Below are 15,148 nucleotides of genomic sequence, written 5' to 3'. Positions count from 1 at the left end.
GTGATGATAAGATCAGCCAAGCTTTGCGCTGAAATGCTCCCGCCAAACTTCGGCGGGGGCATCGATATTGATCGGAAGCGGTTCGTGCAGTCGCCTTTCCGGTGATCAGGCCAGAGAGCCTTGTTACGTGGACGCTGCCGCTTCCTTGATGATGCCACCTGAAAGCAAACGCCAAATGCCGAATGCCACGACGCCCATCGCGAGGAAGATCACAAAGATCAGGAAGTTGTAGTAGATCATCGCCGCCAGCGCGATGAGGGCGAGCCCGAGGGCAATGGCTGGCACCACGGGATAACCCCAGGCCCTGAAGGGGCGGGCGAGTTCAAGTTCGGCCTGACGCAGCTTGAACAGCGACGCCATCGAGACGATGTACATGATGATCGCGCCGAACACCGACATGGTGACAATATTGGCGGTCAGCGGCAAACCGCCGATCTGGATCAGGCTGTCGGAAAAGATGGCTGCGATGCCGACGGCGCCACCAGCAAGGACTGCGAGATAAGGCGTGCGGAATTTCGGATGGATTTTTGCAAGGACTTCCGGGAGGTAGCCGGCGCGGCCCAGCGCAAAAATCTGCCTGGAATAGCCCATGATGATGCCGTGAAAGGAAGCAATCAGGCCGAACAGGCCGATCCAGACCAGCATATGCAGCCAACCCGAGGATTCGCCCACCACTGCCTTCATCGCCTGCGGTAGCGGATCGTTGATGTTGGACAGCGTGCGCCAGTCGCCGACGCCACCGGCGAAGATCATGGTGCCGAAGGCGAGGAAGACGAGTGTCAGAATACCCGCAATATAGGCAATGGGAACGGTTCGGGTGGGGTTCTTGGTCTCCTCAGCCGCCATCGCCGCGCCTTCGATCGCCAGGAAAAACCAGATGGCAAATGGAATGGCGGCAAAGATGCCTCCAATGGCACCGACCGAGAATTCAGGGGCGCCAGCCCAGCCATTGGCCGCGAAATTGGCAAAAGAGAAGCCCGGCGCGACGACACCCATAAAGATCAGCAGTTCGGCAATCGCCAGAATGGTGATGAAGAGTTCGAAGGTTGCCGCGATGGTAACTCCGACGATATTGAGCGCCATGAAAATGATATAGGCGCCGACAGCCGCCACTTTCGGATCGAGCCCCGGGAACTGCACATTGAGATAGGCGCCGATGGCCAGCGCGATGGCCGGAGGGGCGAAGACGAATTCAACCAATGCCGCAAAGCCCGCAACGAAACCGCCGAGCGGGCCGAAAGCCCTGAGCGCATAGGCAAAAGGGCCGCCGGCATGCGGAATGGCCGTCGTCAATTCCGTGAAGGAAAAGATAAAGGTGGTGTACATCACGGCGATCAGGATCGTGGTGATCAAGAAGCCGAGTGTGCCGGCAGCCGCCCAGCCATAGCTCCAGCCGAAATATTCGCCCGAGATGACGAGGCCGACGGCAAGTCCCCATAGATGCAGCCCGGTCAGGCTTTTGGCGAGCGTCGGTTGAGGATTTGACATGATTGTTCCCCTTTTTTGTAGATTGAACTTTATGCTTCTTGGTGTGGCAGCGCTTCTATGACGCCTTCGGCATTTTCCTTGAGATCGACACCGGTCAGCTGCAGGCGAAGCGCCTCCCGGACGATCCAAACGATCTTGTCCGCTGCGACCTCGTAGCTGAGTCCGTCGGCATGAATATTCGAAATGCAGTTGCGCTCACTGTCGCGCCGTCCCGATTGCGGGCGGAACGTGATGTAGGCGCCGAGGCTGTCAGGCACGCTTAATCCCGGCCTCTCGCCGATCAGCACGATGGCAACTTCCGCGCCAAACGCCGCCGCGGCCTCATCACCAAATGCCACCCGCGCCTGCTCGCCCAATATCACCGGGGCGACGCTGAAGGCCCCGAGACGCTTCATGCATGCCTTAAACAGCGGCACCGCATGGTGCTCGACCGCCGAGGCCGAAAGTCCGTCTGCGATGATGAAGGCGATGTCATAACGATCGCCTGGGCCCGGCAGATCGGCTGCATGGGTCTGACGGCCGAGATCCGGACGCGCCAGATAGATCGTGCGGTCTTTGGCGCGAGACCGAATCCGGACCGTCGGCACGGGAGCAAGCTGCTTGGCAAGGGCGACAAAATCCACCTGCCCATGCACGGCATCCCGCGCCCGGGCATGGGCAAGCTGAAAGTCGAGAATTGCCGATGTCGGCAAGGCGTCGCCCGCCCTGCCAAGCCCGATCCGGGCGCGTGTGGCGTTGCGGAACCGCGCAAACGGATCTCGTTCGAAGGGAGTCATGCCGATGCCTTGTAGCTCAGGAGATTGCGGGAGAAGGCGCCCGAGGCGCTGGCCGGTGCAAGACGACCCGCGTGATCAAGCATGCCCATGCGATTGAGCCAGGCTTCGAACTCCGGAGCGGGCGGACGATTGAACTGGTGCCTGAGGCCGACAATATCGTGGTAGGAAAGGCTCTGATAATTGAGCATGACGTCATCGGCGCCGGGTACGGCGATCAGAAAGCTCACGCCCGCGACAGTCAGCAGCACCATCAGATTGTCCATATCGTCCTGGTCGGCTTCCGCATGGTTCGTGTAGCAGACGTCGACCCCCATCGGTACACCAAGCAGTTTGCCGCAGAAATGATCTTCGAGCCCGGCGCGGATAATTTGCTTGGCGTCGAAAAGATATTCGGGGCCAATGAAGCCGACCACTGTATTGACGAGCAGCGGATTGAGCTCACGTGCAACGGCATAGGCCCGCGTCTCCACCGTCTGTTCGTCGACACCGTGATGGGCGTCGGCCGAGAGCGCGCTGCCCTGGCCGGTCTCCAGATACATGACATTGTTTCCGACCGTGCCGCGCTTCATGGAGAGTGCTGCCTGCTGGCCGTCCCTGAGGACGGCGAGATCGACGCCGAAACCCTTGTTGGCGGCCTCCGAGCCGGCGATTGACTGGAACACCAGATCGAGCGGCGCGCCGGCCTCGATCGCCTTGATCGACGTGGTGACATGGGTCAACACGCAGGATTGGGTGGGGATTTCGAACCGTTCGCGCAGCCGGTCGAAAAGAACCATCAATCGTGTGCAGGCCTCGAGATTGTCGGTCGCCGGGTTGATGCCGATCACCGCATCGCCGATCCCATAGAGAAGTCCATCGAGCGTCGAGCCGGCGACGCCTTCAGGATCATCGGTGGGATGATTGGGCTGAAGACGGCTCGACAGTCGGCCGGGCAGACCGATCGTAGAACGAAAGGCCGTGACCACCCTGCATTTGCCGGCGACGGTGATCAGATCATGGTTGCGCATGATCTTGGAGACCGCCGCGACCATTTCGGGGGTGAGGCCCGGCGCAATGGCCAGCAGTTTTTCGGAGGTCGCGTCATAAGAGAGAAGCCAATCGCGAAACTCACCGACCGTCATATGAGAGACCGACGCGAATGCCATCCAATCATGGCGGTCGACGATCAGCCGACTGACCTCGTCGGTCTCGTATGGGATGACGAGGTCCTCCAGGAAAGTCTTGAGAGGCATATCCGCGAGCAGGTAGCGGGCGGCCACCCGCCGCTCGTTGCTTGACGCAGCGATCCCGGCCAGCACGTCACCGGATTTCAGCGGCGAAGCGCAAGCCAACACCGATTTCAGATCCTGAAAGACATGGCGTTCGCGTCCTAGAACGATCGAATATGTTGTCATCTGCTCCTGGCCGTCGACCGGCCTATTCCAAATGTCCGAGAACTCATCCACCTTCCGGTTGTGAGCATTCGCGGGTTTCCGCCGAGTATGCTCGGCTCCACGCCTAACAACGCAAGAAGCGTGCCATTCTTCATAGGCTGGAATGCCGGGGCAGCCGTGCCAAGGACCTCGCATGGCTCGACCATGCCGGCCTACGCTGCGCGTCCATCGCAGAGATCATTTTCAACTAGGGATAGATGATCAGTCGGAGCGGTTTATCCACTTTGCGACGGCATGCTCCGATATGCGCACATTTGCGTCGAGCGCACACTGATCGCGAAAATATTCGTTGACCGTTCCTGATCTAGTGTTTCTGGCCGCCGGCCTTTTTCGGTGGGGCAGTCTGTGCTGAGACGCAGTCGTCAACTTTGAGCGAACTGACCGTGGATCGCCCCCGATGTTGAAAAACTAGCCAGTCGAACGAACCCAATTGACCGCCAATTTCTTCGGCCCAAGAGCTCGGGTCGTGCGGCCTCAGCGCGACACTTGGCCTCGCTGCTAACAGTTAAAGCCGGTTTCGTGACATCGTTATTGCGTTCTTGCATGTCTGCAGGAACGTACGTTCTGTCGAGGGAGATAGGCATCTGATTGACTGGTGATCCCGGCGCGATTCGAACGCGCGACCCCCAGATTAGGAATCTGGTGCTCTATCCTGCTGAGCTACGGGACCACTTGAGTGCCATGCATACAAAAGGCTTGGCGGGAAGCCAAGCCTTAATTGTAGCTAGAGACCGAGGCGCTGTTCGGCAAGGCGGACCCAATAGGAGATGCCGTGGGCGATGGCTTCGTCGTTGAAATCGTAGGCCGGGTTGTGGAGGCCGGCGCTGTCGCCGTTGCCGATGAAGATGAAGGCGCCGGGGCGGGCGTTCAGCATATAGGAGAAATCCTCGCCGCCCATCATCGGATCGATCTCGGCGTTGACGTTGCCTTCGCCGGCGATGGCGCTGGCGGTGGCCACTGCATGCCCGGTCTCGTCGGGGTGGTTGACGGTGACGGGATAGTTGCGGTGGAAGCTGATTTCGGCCTCGGCGCCGTGGGCCGCGACCAGGCCCTCGATGATCTGCCGGAACCGCGTCTCGGCGAGGGTGCGCACCTCGGGGTCGAGGGTGCGGACCGTACCGGCGAAGGTCGCATCGTTCGGAATGACGTTATGGGCGAAACCGGCATTGAATTTGGTCACCGAGACGACGACCGAGCGCAGCGGATCGGCAGTGCGCGAGGCGATCATCTGCAGGTTGGCGATGATCTGGGCGCCGATGGCGATCGGGTCGATGGTCTTATGCGGCTGGGCGGCGTGGCCGCCGCGGCCCTTGACGGTGACGGTGAACTCGTCGGTCGCCGCCATGATTGCGCCCTTGCGGGTGGCGAACTGGCCGACCGGCAGACCCGGCAGATTGTGCATGCCGTAGACCTCTTCGATAGCGAAGCGCTCCATCATGCCGTCCTTGACCATCAGATTGCCGCCGCCGCCGCCTTCTTCGGCGGGCTGGAAGATGACGGCGACATTGCCACTGAAGTTACGGGTCTCGGCCAGGTATTTCGCTGCGCCGAGCAGCATGGCGGTGTGGCCGTCATGGCCGCAGGCATGCATCTTCCCAGGCGTCTTCGAAGCCCAAGGCTTGCCTGATATTTCGGTGAGCGGCAGGGCGTCCATGTCGGCGCGCAGGCCGACCGTGCGGGAGCCTTTGCCCTTGCCCCTGATCAGGCCGACGACGCCGGTGCGGCCGATGCCGGTGACGATCTCGTCGACGCCGAATTCCTTGAGTTTTTCGGCGACGAAGGCGGCCGTGTTTTCCACCGCGAAGAGGAGTTCGGGCCGGGCGTGGATGTGGCGGCGCCATTCGGCGACCTCGTCCTGCAACTCCGCGGCTCTGTTCAAAATCGGCATATCGGCGTTCCTGTTATGAAATCTCGACAATCTTTCATCGCATCACAAGGGTGTGAGGCTGTGGAAATTACTTAGTCAATGACCTTTGCCATGTCATAGCCATATAGGCTAAATAGGGGAAGATTTCGAGATTTTCCTGATATCCGAAGGACGAACCGTGTCGACGAGCCACTTCCGTTTGTTTGCTGCCTTGCGGCCGCTTTCTTTCGTATCAGCGGCAACTGCCGTTTTTCTGGCCTCCGTTTCGCTGGCCCAGGCCAATCCGCATATTCTCGTCGACGTGCAGACCGGCCGCGTGCTCGAGCATGAAGAAGCCTTCCGCAAATGGTATCCGGCCTCGCTGACCAAGCTGATGACCGTCTATACCGTGTTCGACGCGATCCGCGCCGGCCAGATCAGCCTCGATACGCCCATCGTCATGAGCAAGCGCGCCGCCGCGCAGCCAGCTGCCAAGATGTATTTCAAGCCTGGCCAGAAGCTGACGCTCGACAGCGCGCTGAAGATCCTGATGGTCAAATCGGCCAACGACATCGCGGTCGCGGTCGCCGAAGCCATCGGCGGCACGCAGGAAGGCTTCGTGACGCGGATGAACGGCGAGGCGCTGAAGCTCGGCATGACGGATTCGCATTTCGTCAACCCGAACGGGCTGCCCGGCAAGGGCCAGTATACGACGGCGCGCGACCTTGCAGTGCTGACGGTGGCGCTGCGCCGCGATTTTCCGCAATATGCCGGTTTTTTCGCGCTGGAGGGCTTCACCACCGGCCAGCAGAACGTGCCGAGCCTCAACATGCTGATCGGCCGCTTCGCCGGCGCCGACGGCATGAAGACCGGCTTCATCTGCGCCTCGGGCTTCAACCAGATCGGTTCGGCGACGCGCAACGGCCGCACGCTGGTCTCCGTCGTGCTCGGCACCGACAGCCTTGCAGCCCGCGCCGATGCGACCGCGAACCTCTTGCAGAAGGGCTTCACCACCCAGCCGGCCAGCAACGACACGCTGGGTTCGCTGAGACCCTATGGCCCTGGGCAGGACCAGGTTGCCGACATCACCGCCGATATCTGCAGCGCCAAGGGCGCCAAGGTGCGTAGCGAAACGCGCGACGAGGTCGGCCGCATGCGAGTGCAGTCGCCCTATATCCAGCCGATGGACCACGATCCGCAATTCGTCTTTGCCGGCCTCATTCCGGGCCAGGACCCGCAGCCGGCAGCGCAGCCGGAAAAAATGGCGCGGGGCGATACCGCTGGAGCGATCGCCAACGTGCCGGTGCCCATGCCGCGCCCGACATCCTTCTAAGCTTTAAGGTAGATGACATGAGCGCGCTCAACGACAGGATTCCGGTCACCATCCTGACCGGCTTTCTCGGCGCCGGCAAGTCGACGCTGCTCAACCGCATCCTCAAAGATCCGGTGATGAAAGATGCGGCGGTCATCATCAATGAATTCGGCGATGTCGGCATCGACCATCTGCTGGTCGAAAGTTCCGGCGATTCAATCATCGAGCTTTCCGATGGATGCCTCTGCTGCACCGTGCGCGGCGAACTTGTGGATACGCTGGCGAACCTGATGGATGCGGTGCAGACAGGCCGCGTCAAGCCGGTGAAGCGCGTCGTCATCGAGACGACCGGCCTTGCCGATCCTTCACCGGTCATGCAGGCGATCATGGGCAATCCGGTCATCGCCACGAATTTCGAGCTCGACGGCGTCGTCACCGTCGTCGACGCAGTGAATGGGCTGCAGACGCTCGACAATCATGAGGAAGCGCGCAAGCAGGCGGCGGTCGCCGACCGGCTGATCGTCTCGAAAAAGACGATGGCCGAAGCAACGGAGGGGCTGGAAAAAAACCTGCGGGCGCTCAATCCGCGTGCGGTGATGATGGATGCCGACAGTGCCGAGGCGGGTACTGCCGCAGTGCTGGTCAACGGGCTCTACGATCCGGCAACAAAGATCGCCGATGTCGGGCGCTGGCTGCAGGACGAGGATGCGCACGAAGCGCATCACGATCACGATCATGATCGTGATGGCGATCACCACCATGATGGTCATTACCATCTTGGTGATCATGAGTACGCGCATCAGGATCCGCATGACGTCAATCGTCACGACGCCTCGATCCGCTCTTTCTCGATCGTCGAGGAGAAGCCGATCGATCCGATGGCGCTCGAGATGTTCATCGATCTCCTGCGCTCTGCCCATGGCGAGAAGCTGTTGAGGATGAAGGCGATCGTCTCGGTCTCCGACCGGCCGGATCGGCCGCTGGTGCTGCATGGGGTGCAGAGCATCTTCCATCCGCCGGTGCGGCTTGCCGCCTGGCCGGGGGAAGACCGGCGCACGCGCATGGTGCTGATCACCCGGGATCTGCCGGAAGCCTTCGTGAAGGATCTCTTCGACGCCTTCCTCGGCAAGCCGCGCATCGACATGCCGGATCGTGCGGCGCTGTCGGACAATCCGCTCGCTATCCCCGGCCTCAGAATTTAAAAGCATGTCGCGCAAAAGTGTGCAGCGATTTTGCGCCAAAGACATGCGGAAAACAAAGACCTAAAGCGCGGTAAGCGAATCTGAAAGATCGCGACGCGCTTTAACGCTTGCGGATCAGGAAGCGGTGGCCGTTTTCGGTCTTTTCCGTCTCGATCAGTTCGTGGCCGTCCTCATTGCAGAAATGCGGCATGTCGATCACCGCAAGCGGATCGGTGGTGTCGACGCGAATGAGCGTGCCGCTCGCCATGGCGGCGAGCTTCTTGCGTGTCTTGATCACGGGGAATGGGCATTTCAGGCCGCGAAGATCGTAGAGAACGGGGTTCAAGCCGTTCAGTTCCTCGCCCAGAATTTCCAGAACGGCTTCTTTGCCGTGGCTTCCGCCGTTTCCTGCGGTTCGGGCGCCGTAAAGGCCAGCGGGTTCTGCATCGGCACCGGCACGACCGCGGGTGCCGCGGCAGCGACGGCTTGCGGCTGGGCAGGGGCGACAGGCGTGCCGCCCGGTGCCGTCTTGGCGGCGAGGCCCTGCTCGGTGCGCTTGGCCATCAGGTCTTCGAGTTCGGCGACCTTGACCATGCGGCCGGCTTCCAGCGAGGTTCCGGTCGGGGCGTAAGCGAGTTCACGGCCCTTGCGCGTCTTGGCGACCACCGCCTTGCGTTCGGCTTCAGACGGGTCGTACCAGGCCATGCCGTCAAATTTGCTCATCGCCTTGGCATAATCGGCATCGTAGGTCTTGCCGTAGGCGGCAAGGGCCGCCGTCAGCGCCGGCGGCGTCGACATAGCAGGGCACTTGCCGGCGGCGTTAAAGGCGCTGCCGTCGGTTGCCTGCTGGTTGAACACGTATTTCTTCTCGCAGACGTTCACCTCAGGCGGGCGCTTCGTCACTTCGAAATTGTCGTACCCGACCTTCAGCATCTTCCAGAAGTCGTAACTGCTGTCGAGACGATGCTTCACCATATTTTCCGCCGTCATGCGGAAGGGGAAAGCTTGTAGCTGCACGGTCGACTGGCCGCCCTTGAAGGCGTCGCGGGCGAAGGCGTAGATCTCCAGCACCTGCTGGTCGGTCATCGAGTAGCAGCCGGAGGACGAGCAGGCGCCGTGGATCATCAGATCGGAGCCGGTGCGGCCGTTCGCCGCGTCGTAGCGGTTTGGGAAACCGGTGTTGATCGCCAGATAATATTTCGAATTGGGATTCAGGTTGGCGCGCGTCAGGTCGTAGAAACCTTCCGGCGCCTGCCGGTCGCCGGTCTTTACCTTCGGGCCGAGACGGCCGGACCAGGCACAGATCTTGTAATCGGCGATCTTGTCGAAACGGTTGTCGGTCTTCGCCTTCCAGATCTCCATGGCACCTTCTTCCTTGAAGATGCGGATCATGATCGGCGAATTGCGGTCCATGCCCTTGGCGGCCATGGCAGTGAGGATGTGGCTGGGAAGCGGCTGCTCGACCTTGTTCTTGACCTTGGAAAGATCGACCTGCGCGGTTTCCAACGCGTCATTGCAGCCGGAGAGAGCCAGCGCCATGAGGGAAATATAGGCAAAATAACGTATGCGCATCCCAACTAGCCCATAAAGATAATGCGACCCGGTCCGCCCATGGAGTCCGGGCATCAAACGGAATCATAGACGGCTTATACTTTATAAGTCCTTACCAGCCTATGACGTGCCTGGAACATCCCCGCAAGCGCGAATGCTACAGATAACATCAATGTGGCCAAGATTTGGCCCCAATCGATGAGAAACCGAATGTCTGTTAGAGATTGCGGCCCATGGCGAGGAATTTCTGGCGGCGGTCGTTGCGCAGCTGCTCGCCGGAGCGGGGTGCCATTTCGGCCAGAGCATTGGCGATCACGTCGCCGGTTGCTGCGATCACGCTGTCGGGATCACGATGCGCGCCGCCGAGCGGCTCGGAAATGATGCCGTCGATGACGCCGAGCGATTTCAGGTCTTCGGCGGTGATCTTCATGTTGGTCGCCGCTTCCCGGGCGCGGGTGGAATCGCGCCAGAGGATGGAGGCCGCCCCTTCCGGCGAGATGACGCTGTAGATCGAATGCTCAAGCATATAGACCTTGTTGCCGGTGGCGATGGCAATCGCGCCGCCCGAGCCGCCTTCGCCGATGACGACGGAGACGAGGGGAACCTTGACGCCCAGGCACATTTCCGTCGAGCGGGCGATCGCCTCGGCCTGGCCGCGTTCTTCGGCGCCGACGCCGGGATAGGCGCCTGCCGTATCCACCAGCGAAATCACCGGCAGGCCGAAACGGTCGGCCATTTCAAGGATGCGGATCGCCTTGCGGTAGCCTTCCGGCCGGGGGCTGCCGAAATTGTGCTTCAGGCGGCTCTTGGTGTCATTGCCCTTTTCCTGGCCGATGACGGCGACGGGCTGGCCGCGGAAACGGGCAAGGCCCGCCTGGATTGCGGCATCCTCGGAAAATTTGCGGTCGCCGGCAAGCGGCGTGAATTCCTGGAACAGCGTCTTGGCGTAATCGACGAAATGCGGGCGCTGCGGATGGCGGGCGACCTGCGTCTTCTGCCAGGGATTGAGCCTGGAATAGATTTCGACGATCGCCTCGCGGACGCGAACCTCCAGCCGGCCGATCTCATCGGTGGTGTCGATGCTCTCGTCTTCCGTTGCGAGCTTCTTCAGCTCGATGATCTTGCCTTCGAGGTCGGAGATCGGCTTTTCGAAGTCGAGATAATTGTGCATGAGGTGCGTTTCCGTTCCTTGTGCCCGGGGCGTTTTCCTGGCTCCGCCCCTTGTCGCCGGTCCTATTCGTGCTTTTTCGCCTGTTTGGCAAGGGGGTGATGCGTCTGGACAAGCTGCTGCAGCCTCTCTTCGAGGACATGGGTGTAGATCTGCGTGGTCGAAATGTCCGAATGGCCGAGGAGTTCCTGTACGACGCGCAGATCGGCGCCGTTGGCCAGCAGGTGGCTGGCAAAGGCGTGGCGCATGACATGCGGCGAGATCAGCGACGGCGTCAGGCCGGCGCGGATTGCCAGGTTCTTGAGGTCGCGGGCGAAAACCTGGCGCGGCAGATATCCCTCCTTCGAGGCGGAGGGAAACAGCCAGGGGCTTTCCTGCGGCTCCTTCACTGCTGCATTTTCGCTCGCCAGCCGGCGGCCGTAGGATTTCAGCGCCGATATCGCCGATTGCGACAGCGGCACCAGCCGCTCCTTGTTGCCCTTGCCGCGGATCATCAGGAAACGGCCTTCCTGATCGAGCACACGGGCTGGAAGCGAGACAAGTTCGCTGACACGCATGCCGGTGGCATAGAGCAGTTCCAGCAGCGCCAGCATGCGCAGGCGCTGCAGCTGGCCCGGAGCCGCATCATCGGCTTCGGCCTCGGCCTGCGAAAGCAACCTGCCGACCTCCTCGACGCCCATCGTCTTCGGCAGCGGACGGCCCTTCTTCGGCGCGTCGAGAATGCCTGTGGGGTCGTCGGTCCTCAGGCCCTCGGCGTAGAGAAACTTGTAGAACTGCCGCATGGCCGCAAGCCGGCGCGCCTGGGAGGAGGGTTTGAAGCCCTTTCGGGCGAGTGAGGAGAGATAGGCGGCGAGATCGGCGGAGGCGGCTTCGGTGAGCCGTATGCTGCGCTCCTTCAGGAAGGATCTGATATCGTCGAGATCGCGTTCATAGGATTGCAGCGTGTTGGCGGCAGCACCCCGCTCGGCGCTCATCATCTCCAGGAAGGATTCCACATGGACGCGGCCGAGATCCACCATGCCGGTCACTTCCTGGTCGTGTTGATCGCGCCCGTTGCGGGCGGATTGACCCGCTCGGACGGAATGCGGATCGTCACGTCGCGCGGCTCGGGCTCGACGAAGGTCACAAGCGCCAGCATCGCTCCGTAGACCGTCCCGGCGAGGATCGCGCAGACGAACAGGAAACGGAACAGGGTCGGCATTAAGCAACTCCTTCATGCTCTGCTTCTGTTATAAGAAGCCTATCTGCAAGTGCAAGAAGCGGTATTCACGCCATGATTCCCTTGTCCGCGACTTGACGCTCCACCTGCATTTGTCGATACCGTTTGCAAACAAAGTGTGAATGGACCGATGAGTGAACAACTGCTGACCGTTGCTGACAGCTTGAAAGACAGAGCTCGCGCCGCGCTCGGTTCACGCAATCTGATCCTTGTCGGCCTGATGGGCGCCGGAAAATCCTCCGTCGGGCGCATCGTCGCCAACCAGCTCGCCATTCCCTTCATCGACAGCGATCTCGAGATCGAGCGGGTTTCGCGCATGACGATCGCCGAGCTTTTCGCCGCCTATGGCGAGCAGGAATTCCGGGCGCTGGAAGCGCGGGTGATGAAGCGGTTGCTGAAGAGCGGGCCGCGGGTCGTCTCCACCGGAGGTGGCGCCTTCATCAACGACCGGACGCGCAGACATATCAAGAAGGGCGGCCTTTCCGTCTGGTTGAAGGCCGATCTCGACGTGCTCTGGGACCGGGTCGCCAAGCGCGACACGCGGCCGCTGCTCAAGACCGAAAACCCGAAGCAGACGCTCGAGGGCCTGATGAATGCGCGTTATCCGATCTATGCGCAGGCCGATCTGACCGTGCTTTCGCGCGATGTGCGCAAGGAAATCATGGCCGACGAGGTGTTGAAGGCCTTGATCGAAGCTCAGAAGGAAAGTGCAGCGTCATGAATGCGATAACCTCCGCCTCCGCCATCCGAACGGTGCATGTGCCGCTCGGCGAGCGCTCCTACGACATACTGATCGGGCCGGGGCTGATTGCGCGGGCCGGCGCCGAGATCGCCTCCCGGCTCAAGGGCCGCAAGGCGGCTGTTATCACCGACGAAAATGTCGCACCACTCTATCTCAAAGCCCTTGTCGCAAGTCTGGAGGAAGCGGGGATCGCCTCGGCTGAGGTCGTCCTGCCGGCCGGCGAGAAGACCAAGAGCTTCGAGCATCTGATCACGGTCTGCGACAAGGTGCTCGAAGCCCGCGTCGAGCGCAACGATTACGTCATCGCGCTCGGTGGCGGCGTCATCGGCGATCTTTCCGGATTTGCGGCCGGGATCATCCGCCGCGGCGTGCGTTTCGTCCAGGTGCCGACCTCGCTTTTGTCGCAGGTCGATTCCTCCGTCGGCGGCAAGACCGGCATCAATTCCCGCCACGGCAAGAACCTGATCGGCGTGTTCCACCAGCCGGACCTGGTTCTGGCCGATACGGATGTGCTGAATTCGCTGAGCGCGCGCGAATTCCGCGCAGGCTACGCCGAGGTCGCGAAATACGGGCTGATCGACAAGCCGGATTTCTTTGCCTGGCTGGAAGCGAACTGGAAGGCGGTTTTTACAGGCGGTTCCGCGCGCATCGAGGCGATTGCCGCGAGCTGCCAGGCGAAGGCCGACGTCGTCGTTGCCGACGAGCGCGAGAATGGTCCGCGGGCGCTGCTCAATCTCGGGCATACCTTCGGCCACGCGCTGGAAGCGGCGACTGCTTATGACAGTTCCCGCCTCGTGCATGGCGAGGGCGTTTCGATCGGCATGGTGCTGGCGCACGAATTCTCCGCACGGATGAACCTTGCAAGCCCTGACGATGCGCGCCGCGTCGAGCGGCATCTGAAGGAGGTCGGCCTGCCGACCCGCATCTCCGACATTCCGGGCGACCTGCCGCCGGCCGAAACGCTGATGGACGCGATCGCCCAGGACAAGAAGGTCAAGGGCGGCAAGCTCACCTTCATCCTGACGCGCGGCATCGGCCAGTCCTTCGTCGCCGACGACGTTCCGGCGTCCGAAGTGATCAGCTTTCTCCGGGAAAAACACGCCTGATGACGGTCGAAGGCACTCTGGCATTTCTCGCGACATACTGGCCGGAGATCCTTTCGATTACGGCGCTGGTGCTGATGTCCGCCTTCTTTTCCGGCTCGGAGACGGCGCTGACCGCCGTTTCGCGCAGCCGTATCCATACGCTTGAGGCCAACGGCGACGACCGCGCCGGCCTCGTTCGGCAGTTGATCGAACGGCGCGATCGGTTGATCGGTGCGCTGCTCATCGGCAACAATCTCGCCAATATCCTGTCCTCCTCGATCGCCACCAGCCTCTTCCTCGGACTGTTCGGCAGTTCCGGGGTGGCACTGGCGACGCTCGCGATGACCGTCATCCTGGTCATCTTCGCCGAAGTGCTGCCGAAGAGCTGGGCGATTTCAGCGCCCGAGCGTTTCGCACTCGCTATCGCGCTGCCGGCCAGGCTGTTCGTTGCCGTCGTCGGCCCGGTTTCCTCCTTTGTCAATGCGATCGTGCGGCAGATTCTTTCGCTGTTCGGCATCAATCTCTCACGCGAGATATCGATGCTGACGGCGCATGAAGAGCTGCGCGGCGCCGTCGATCTGCTCCACCGCGAGGGATCGGTGGTCAAGGCCGACCGCGACCGTCTCGGCGGCGTGCTCGATCTCAGCGAGCTGGAACTCTCGGACATCATGGTCCATCGCACCGCAATGCGGGCGATCAACGCCGACGATCCGCCGGAAGCGGTGGTGCGCGTCATCCTCGAAAGCCCGTATACGCGCATGCCGTTGTGGCGCGGCACGATCGACAACATCATCGGCGTCGTCCATGCCAAGGACCTGCTGCGGGCGCTTGCCGAGCCGAACATGGAGCCGCAGAACCTCGATATCGTGAAGATCGCGCAGAAGCCGTGGTTCGTGCCCGACAGCACCAACCTCGAGGACCAGCTCAACGCCTTCCTGCGGCGCAAGCAGCATTTCGCCGTCGTCGTCGACGAATATGGCGAGGTGCAGGGCATCGTCACGCTGGAGGATATTCTCGAGGAAATCGTCGGCGATATTTCCGACGAGCACGATATCGAGATACAGGGCGTGCGTCAGGAGGCTGACGGTTCCGTCGTCGTCGATGGCGGCGTGCCGATCCGCGACCTGAACCGGGCGCTCGACTGGAATCTGCCCGACGAGGAGGCGACGACGATCGCCGGCCTCGTCATCCACGAATCGATGACCATCCCGGAAGAGCGTCAAGCCTTCACCTTCTACGGCAAGCGTTTCGTCGTCATGAAGCGGGAAAAGAACCGCATCACCAAGCTGCGCATCCGCCCGGCTGGAGAAGACGGCGCGAAGCCAGGCTGATTCCGCTTGGATCTTG

The 15,148-nt window shown here is 61.5% G+C and carries 14 protein-coding genes and 1 tRNA gene; 5 read left to right on the top strand and 10 right to left on the bottom strand.

Annotation, left to right across the window (positions count from 1 at the left end):
- Positions 1-123 precede the first annotated feature (123 nt).
- From eat to N2A41_RS20610, 5 genes are all read right to left on the bottom strand, one after another.
- Positions 124-1,488, bottom strand: a complete 1,365-nt coding sequence (eat, locus tag N2A41_RS20630) for an ethanolamine permease (protein ID WP_260109589.1) — start codon at positions 1,486-1,488, stop codon at positions 124-126.
- Between the two features lie 29 nt (positions 1,489-1,517).
- Positions 1,518-2,264, bottom strand: coding sequence for an ethanolamine ammonia-lyase subunit EutC (gene eutC, locus N2A41_RS20625; RefSeq protein ID WP_260109588.1), 747 nt, complete (start codon positions 2,262-2,264; stop codon positions 1,518-1,520).
- Entirely contained in the window at positions 2,261-3,709 is a 1,449-nt protein-coding gene (locus tag N2A41_RS20620) for an ethanolamine ammonia-lyase subunit EutB (RefSeq protein WP_260109587.1), read from the bottom strand. Before N2A41_RS20620 ends, eutC begins: the two co-directional genes overlap by 4 nt.
- A 581-nt stretch (positions 3,710-4,290) precedes the next feature.
- Positions 4,291-4,367 (bottom strand) — tRNA-Arg (locus tag N2A41_RS20615).
- Between the two features lie 54 nt (positions 4,368-4,421).
- On the bottom strand, positions 4,422-5,585 hold the full coding sequence (locus tag N2A41_RS20610; protein ID WP_260109586.1) for a M20 aminoacylase family protein: 1,164 nt from the start codon (positions 5,583-5,585) through the stop codon (positions 4,422-4,424).
- Between the two features lie 157 nt (positions 5,586-5,742).
- Here N2A41_RS20610 and N2A41_RS20605 point away from each other — a divergent pair, with 157 nt between their 5' ends.
- Entirely contained in the window at positions 5,743-6,876 is a 1,134-nt protein-coding gene (locus tag N2A41_RS20605; protein WP_260109585.1) for a D-alanyl-D-alanine carboxypeptidase family protein, read from the top strand.
- 17 nt (positions 6,877-6,893) lie between these two features.
- On the top strand, positions 6,894-8,057 hold the full coding sequence (locus tag N2A41_RS20600) for a CobW family GTP-binding protein (RefSeq protein WP_260109584.1): 1,164 nt from the start codon (positions 6,894-6,896) through the stop codon (positions 8,055-8,057).
- A 100-nt stretch (positions 8,058-8,157) separates the two neighbouring features.
- On the opposite strand, the gene N2A41_RS20595 is transcribed toward N2A41_RS20600, so the two are convergent.
- The 5 genes from N2A41_RS20595 to N2A41_RS20575 all read right to left on the bottom strand — a co-directional run bounded on the left by N2A41_RS20595 (position 8,158) and on the right by N2A41_RS20575 (position 11,956).
- Positions 8,158-8,382 carry a sulfurtransferase TusA family protein gene (locus tag N2A41_RS20595; RefSeq protein ID WP_012759205.1) on the bottom strand — a complete coding sequence of 75 codons (225 nt, stop codon included), beginning with the start codon at positions 8,380-8,382 and terminating at the stop codon, positions 8,158-8,160.
- A 5-nt stretch (positions 8,383-8,387) separates the two neighbouring features.
- On the bottom strand, positions 8,388-9,608 hold the full coding sequence (locus tag N2A41_RS20590; protein ID WP_260109583.1) for a L,D-transpeptidase family protein: 1,221 nt from the start codon (positions 9,606-9,608) through the stop codon (positions 8,388-8,390).
- Between the two features lie 196 nt (positions 9,609-9,804).
- Entirely contained in the window at positions 9,805-10,758 is a 954-nt protein-coding gene (locus N2A41_RS20585; RefSeq protein ID WP_017966323.1) for an acetyl-CoA carboxylase carboxyltransferase subunit alpha, read from the bottom strand.
- 62 nt (positions 10,759-10,820) lie between these two features.
- Positions 10,821-11,774 carry a site-specific tyrosine recombinase XerD gene (gene xerD, locus N2A41_RS20580; protein ID WP_260109582.1) on the bottom strand — a complete coding sequence of 318 codons (954 nt, stop codon included), beginning with the start codon at positions 11,772-11,774 and terminating at the stop codon, positions 10,821-10,823.
- A gap of 5 nt (positions 11,775-11,779) precedes the next feature.
- Complete coding sequence (locus tag N2A41_RS20575; RefSeq protein WP_017966325.1) at positions 11,780-11,956, bottom strand: hypothetical protein; 177 nt, start codon at positions 11,954-11,956, stop codon at positions 11,780-11,782.
- Positions 11,957-12,104: 148 nt separating this feature from the next.
- Here N2A41_RS20575 and N2A41_RS20570 point away from each other — a divergent pair, with 148 nt between their 5' ends.
- From N2A41_RS20570 to N2A41_RS20560, 3 genes are read left to right on the top strand one after another with little or no spacing between them, the layout of a single operon-like run.
- Positions 12,105-12,695 carry a shikimate kinase gene (locus N2A41_RS20570; RefSeq protein WP_162116810.1) on the top strand — a complete coding sequence of 197 codons (591 nt, stop codon included), beginning with the start codon at positions 12,105-12,107 and terminating at the stop codon, positions 12,693-12,695.
- On the top strand, positions 12,692-13,822 hold the full coding sequence (gene aroB / locus N2A41_RS20565; protein ID WP_260109581.1) for a 3-dehydroquinate synthase: 1,131 nt from the start codon (positions 12,692-12,694) through the stop codon (positions 13,820-13,822). Before N2A41_RS20570 ends, aroB begins: the two co-directional genes overlap by 4 nt.
- Positions 13,822-15,132, top strand: coding sequence for an HlyC/CorC family transporter (locus tag N2A41_RS20560; protein WP_222279663.1), 1,311 nt, complete (start codon positions 13,822-13,824; stop codon positions 15,130-15,132). Before aroB ends, N2A41_RS20560 begins: the two co-directional genes overlap by 1 nt.
- The last annotated feature ends 16 nt before the right edge of the window (positions 15,133-15,148 follow it).

Source organism: Rhizobium sp. SRDI969 (genome assembly GCF_025152725.1).
GTDB classification, from domain to species: Bacteria; Pseudomonadota; Alphaproteobacteria; order Rhizobiales; family Rhizobiaceae; genus Rhizobium; species Rhizobium leguminosarum_I.
Note: the sequence above shows the minus strand (reverse complement) of the source record. Positions and strands in the feature narration are given on the sequence as shown.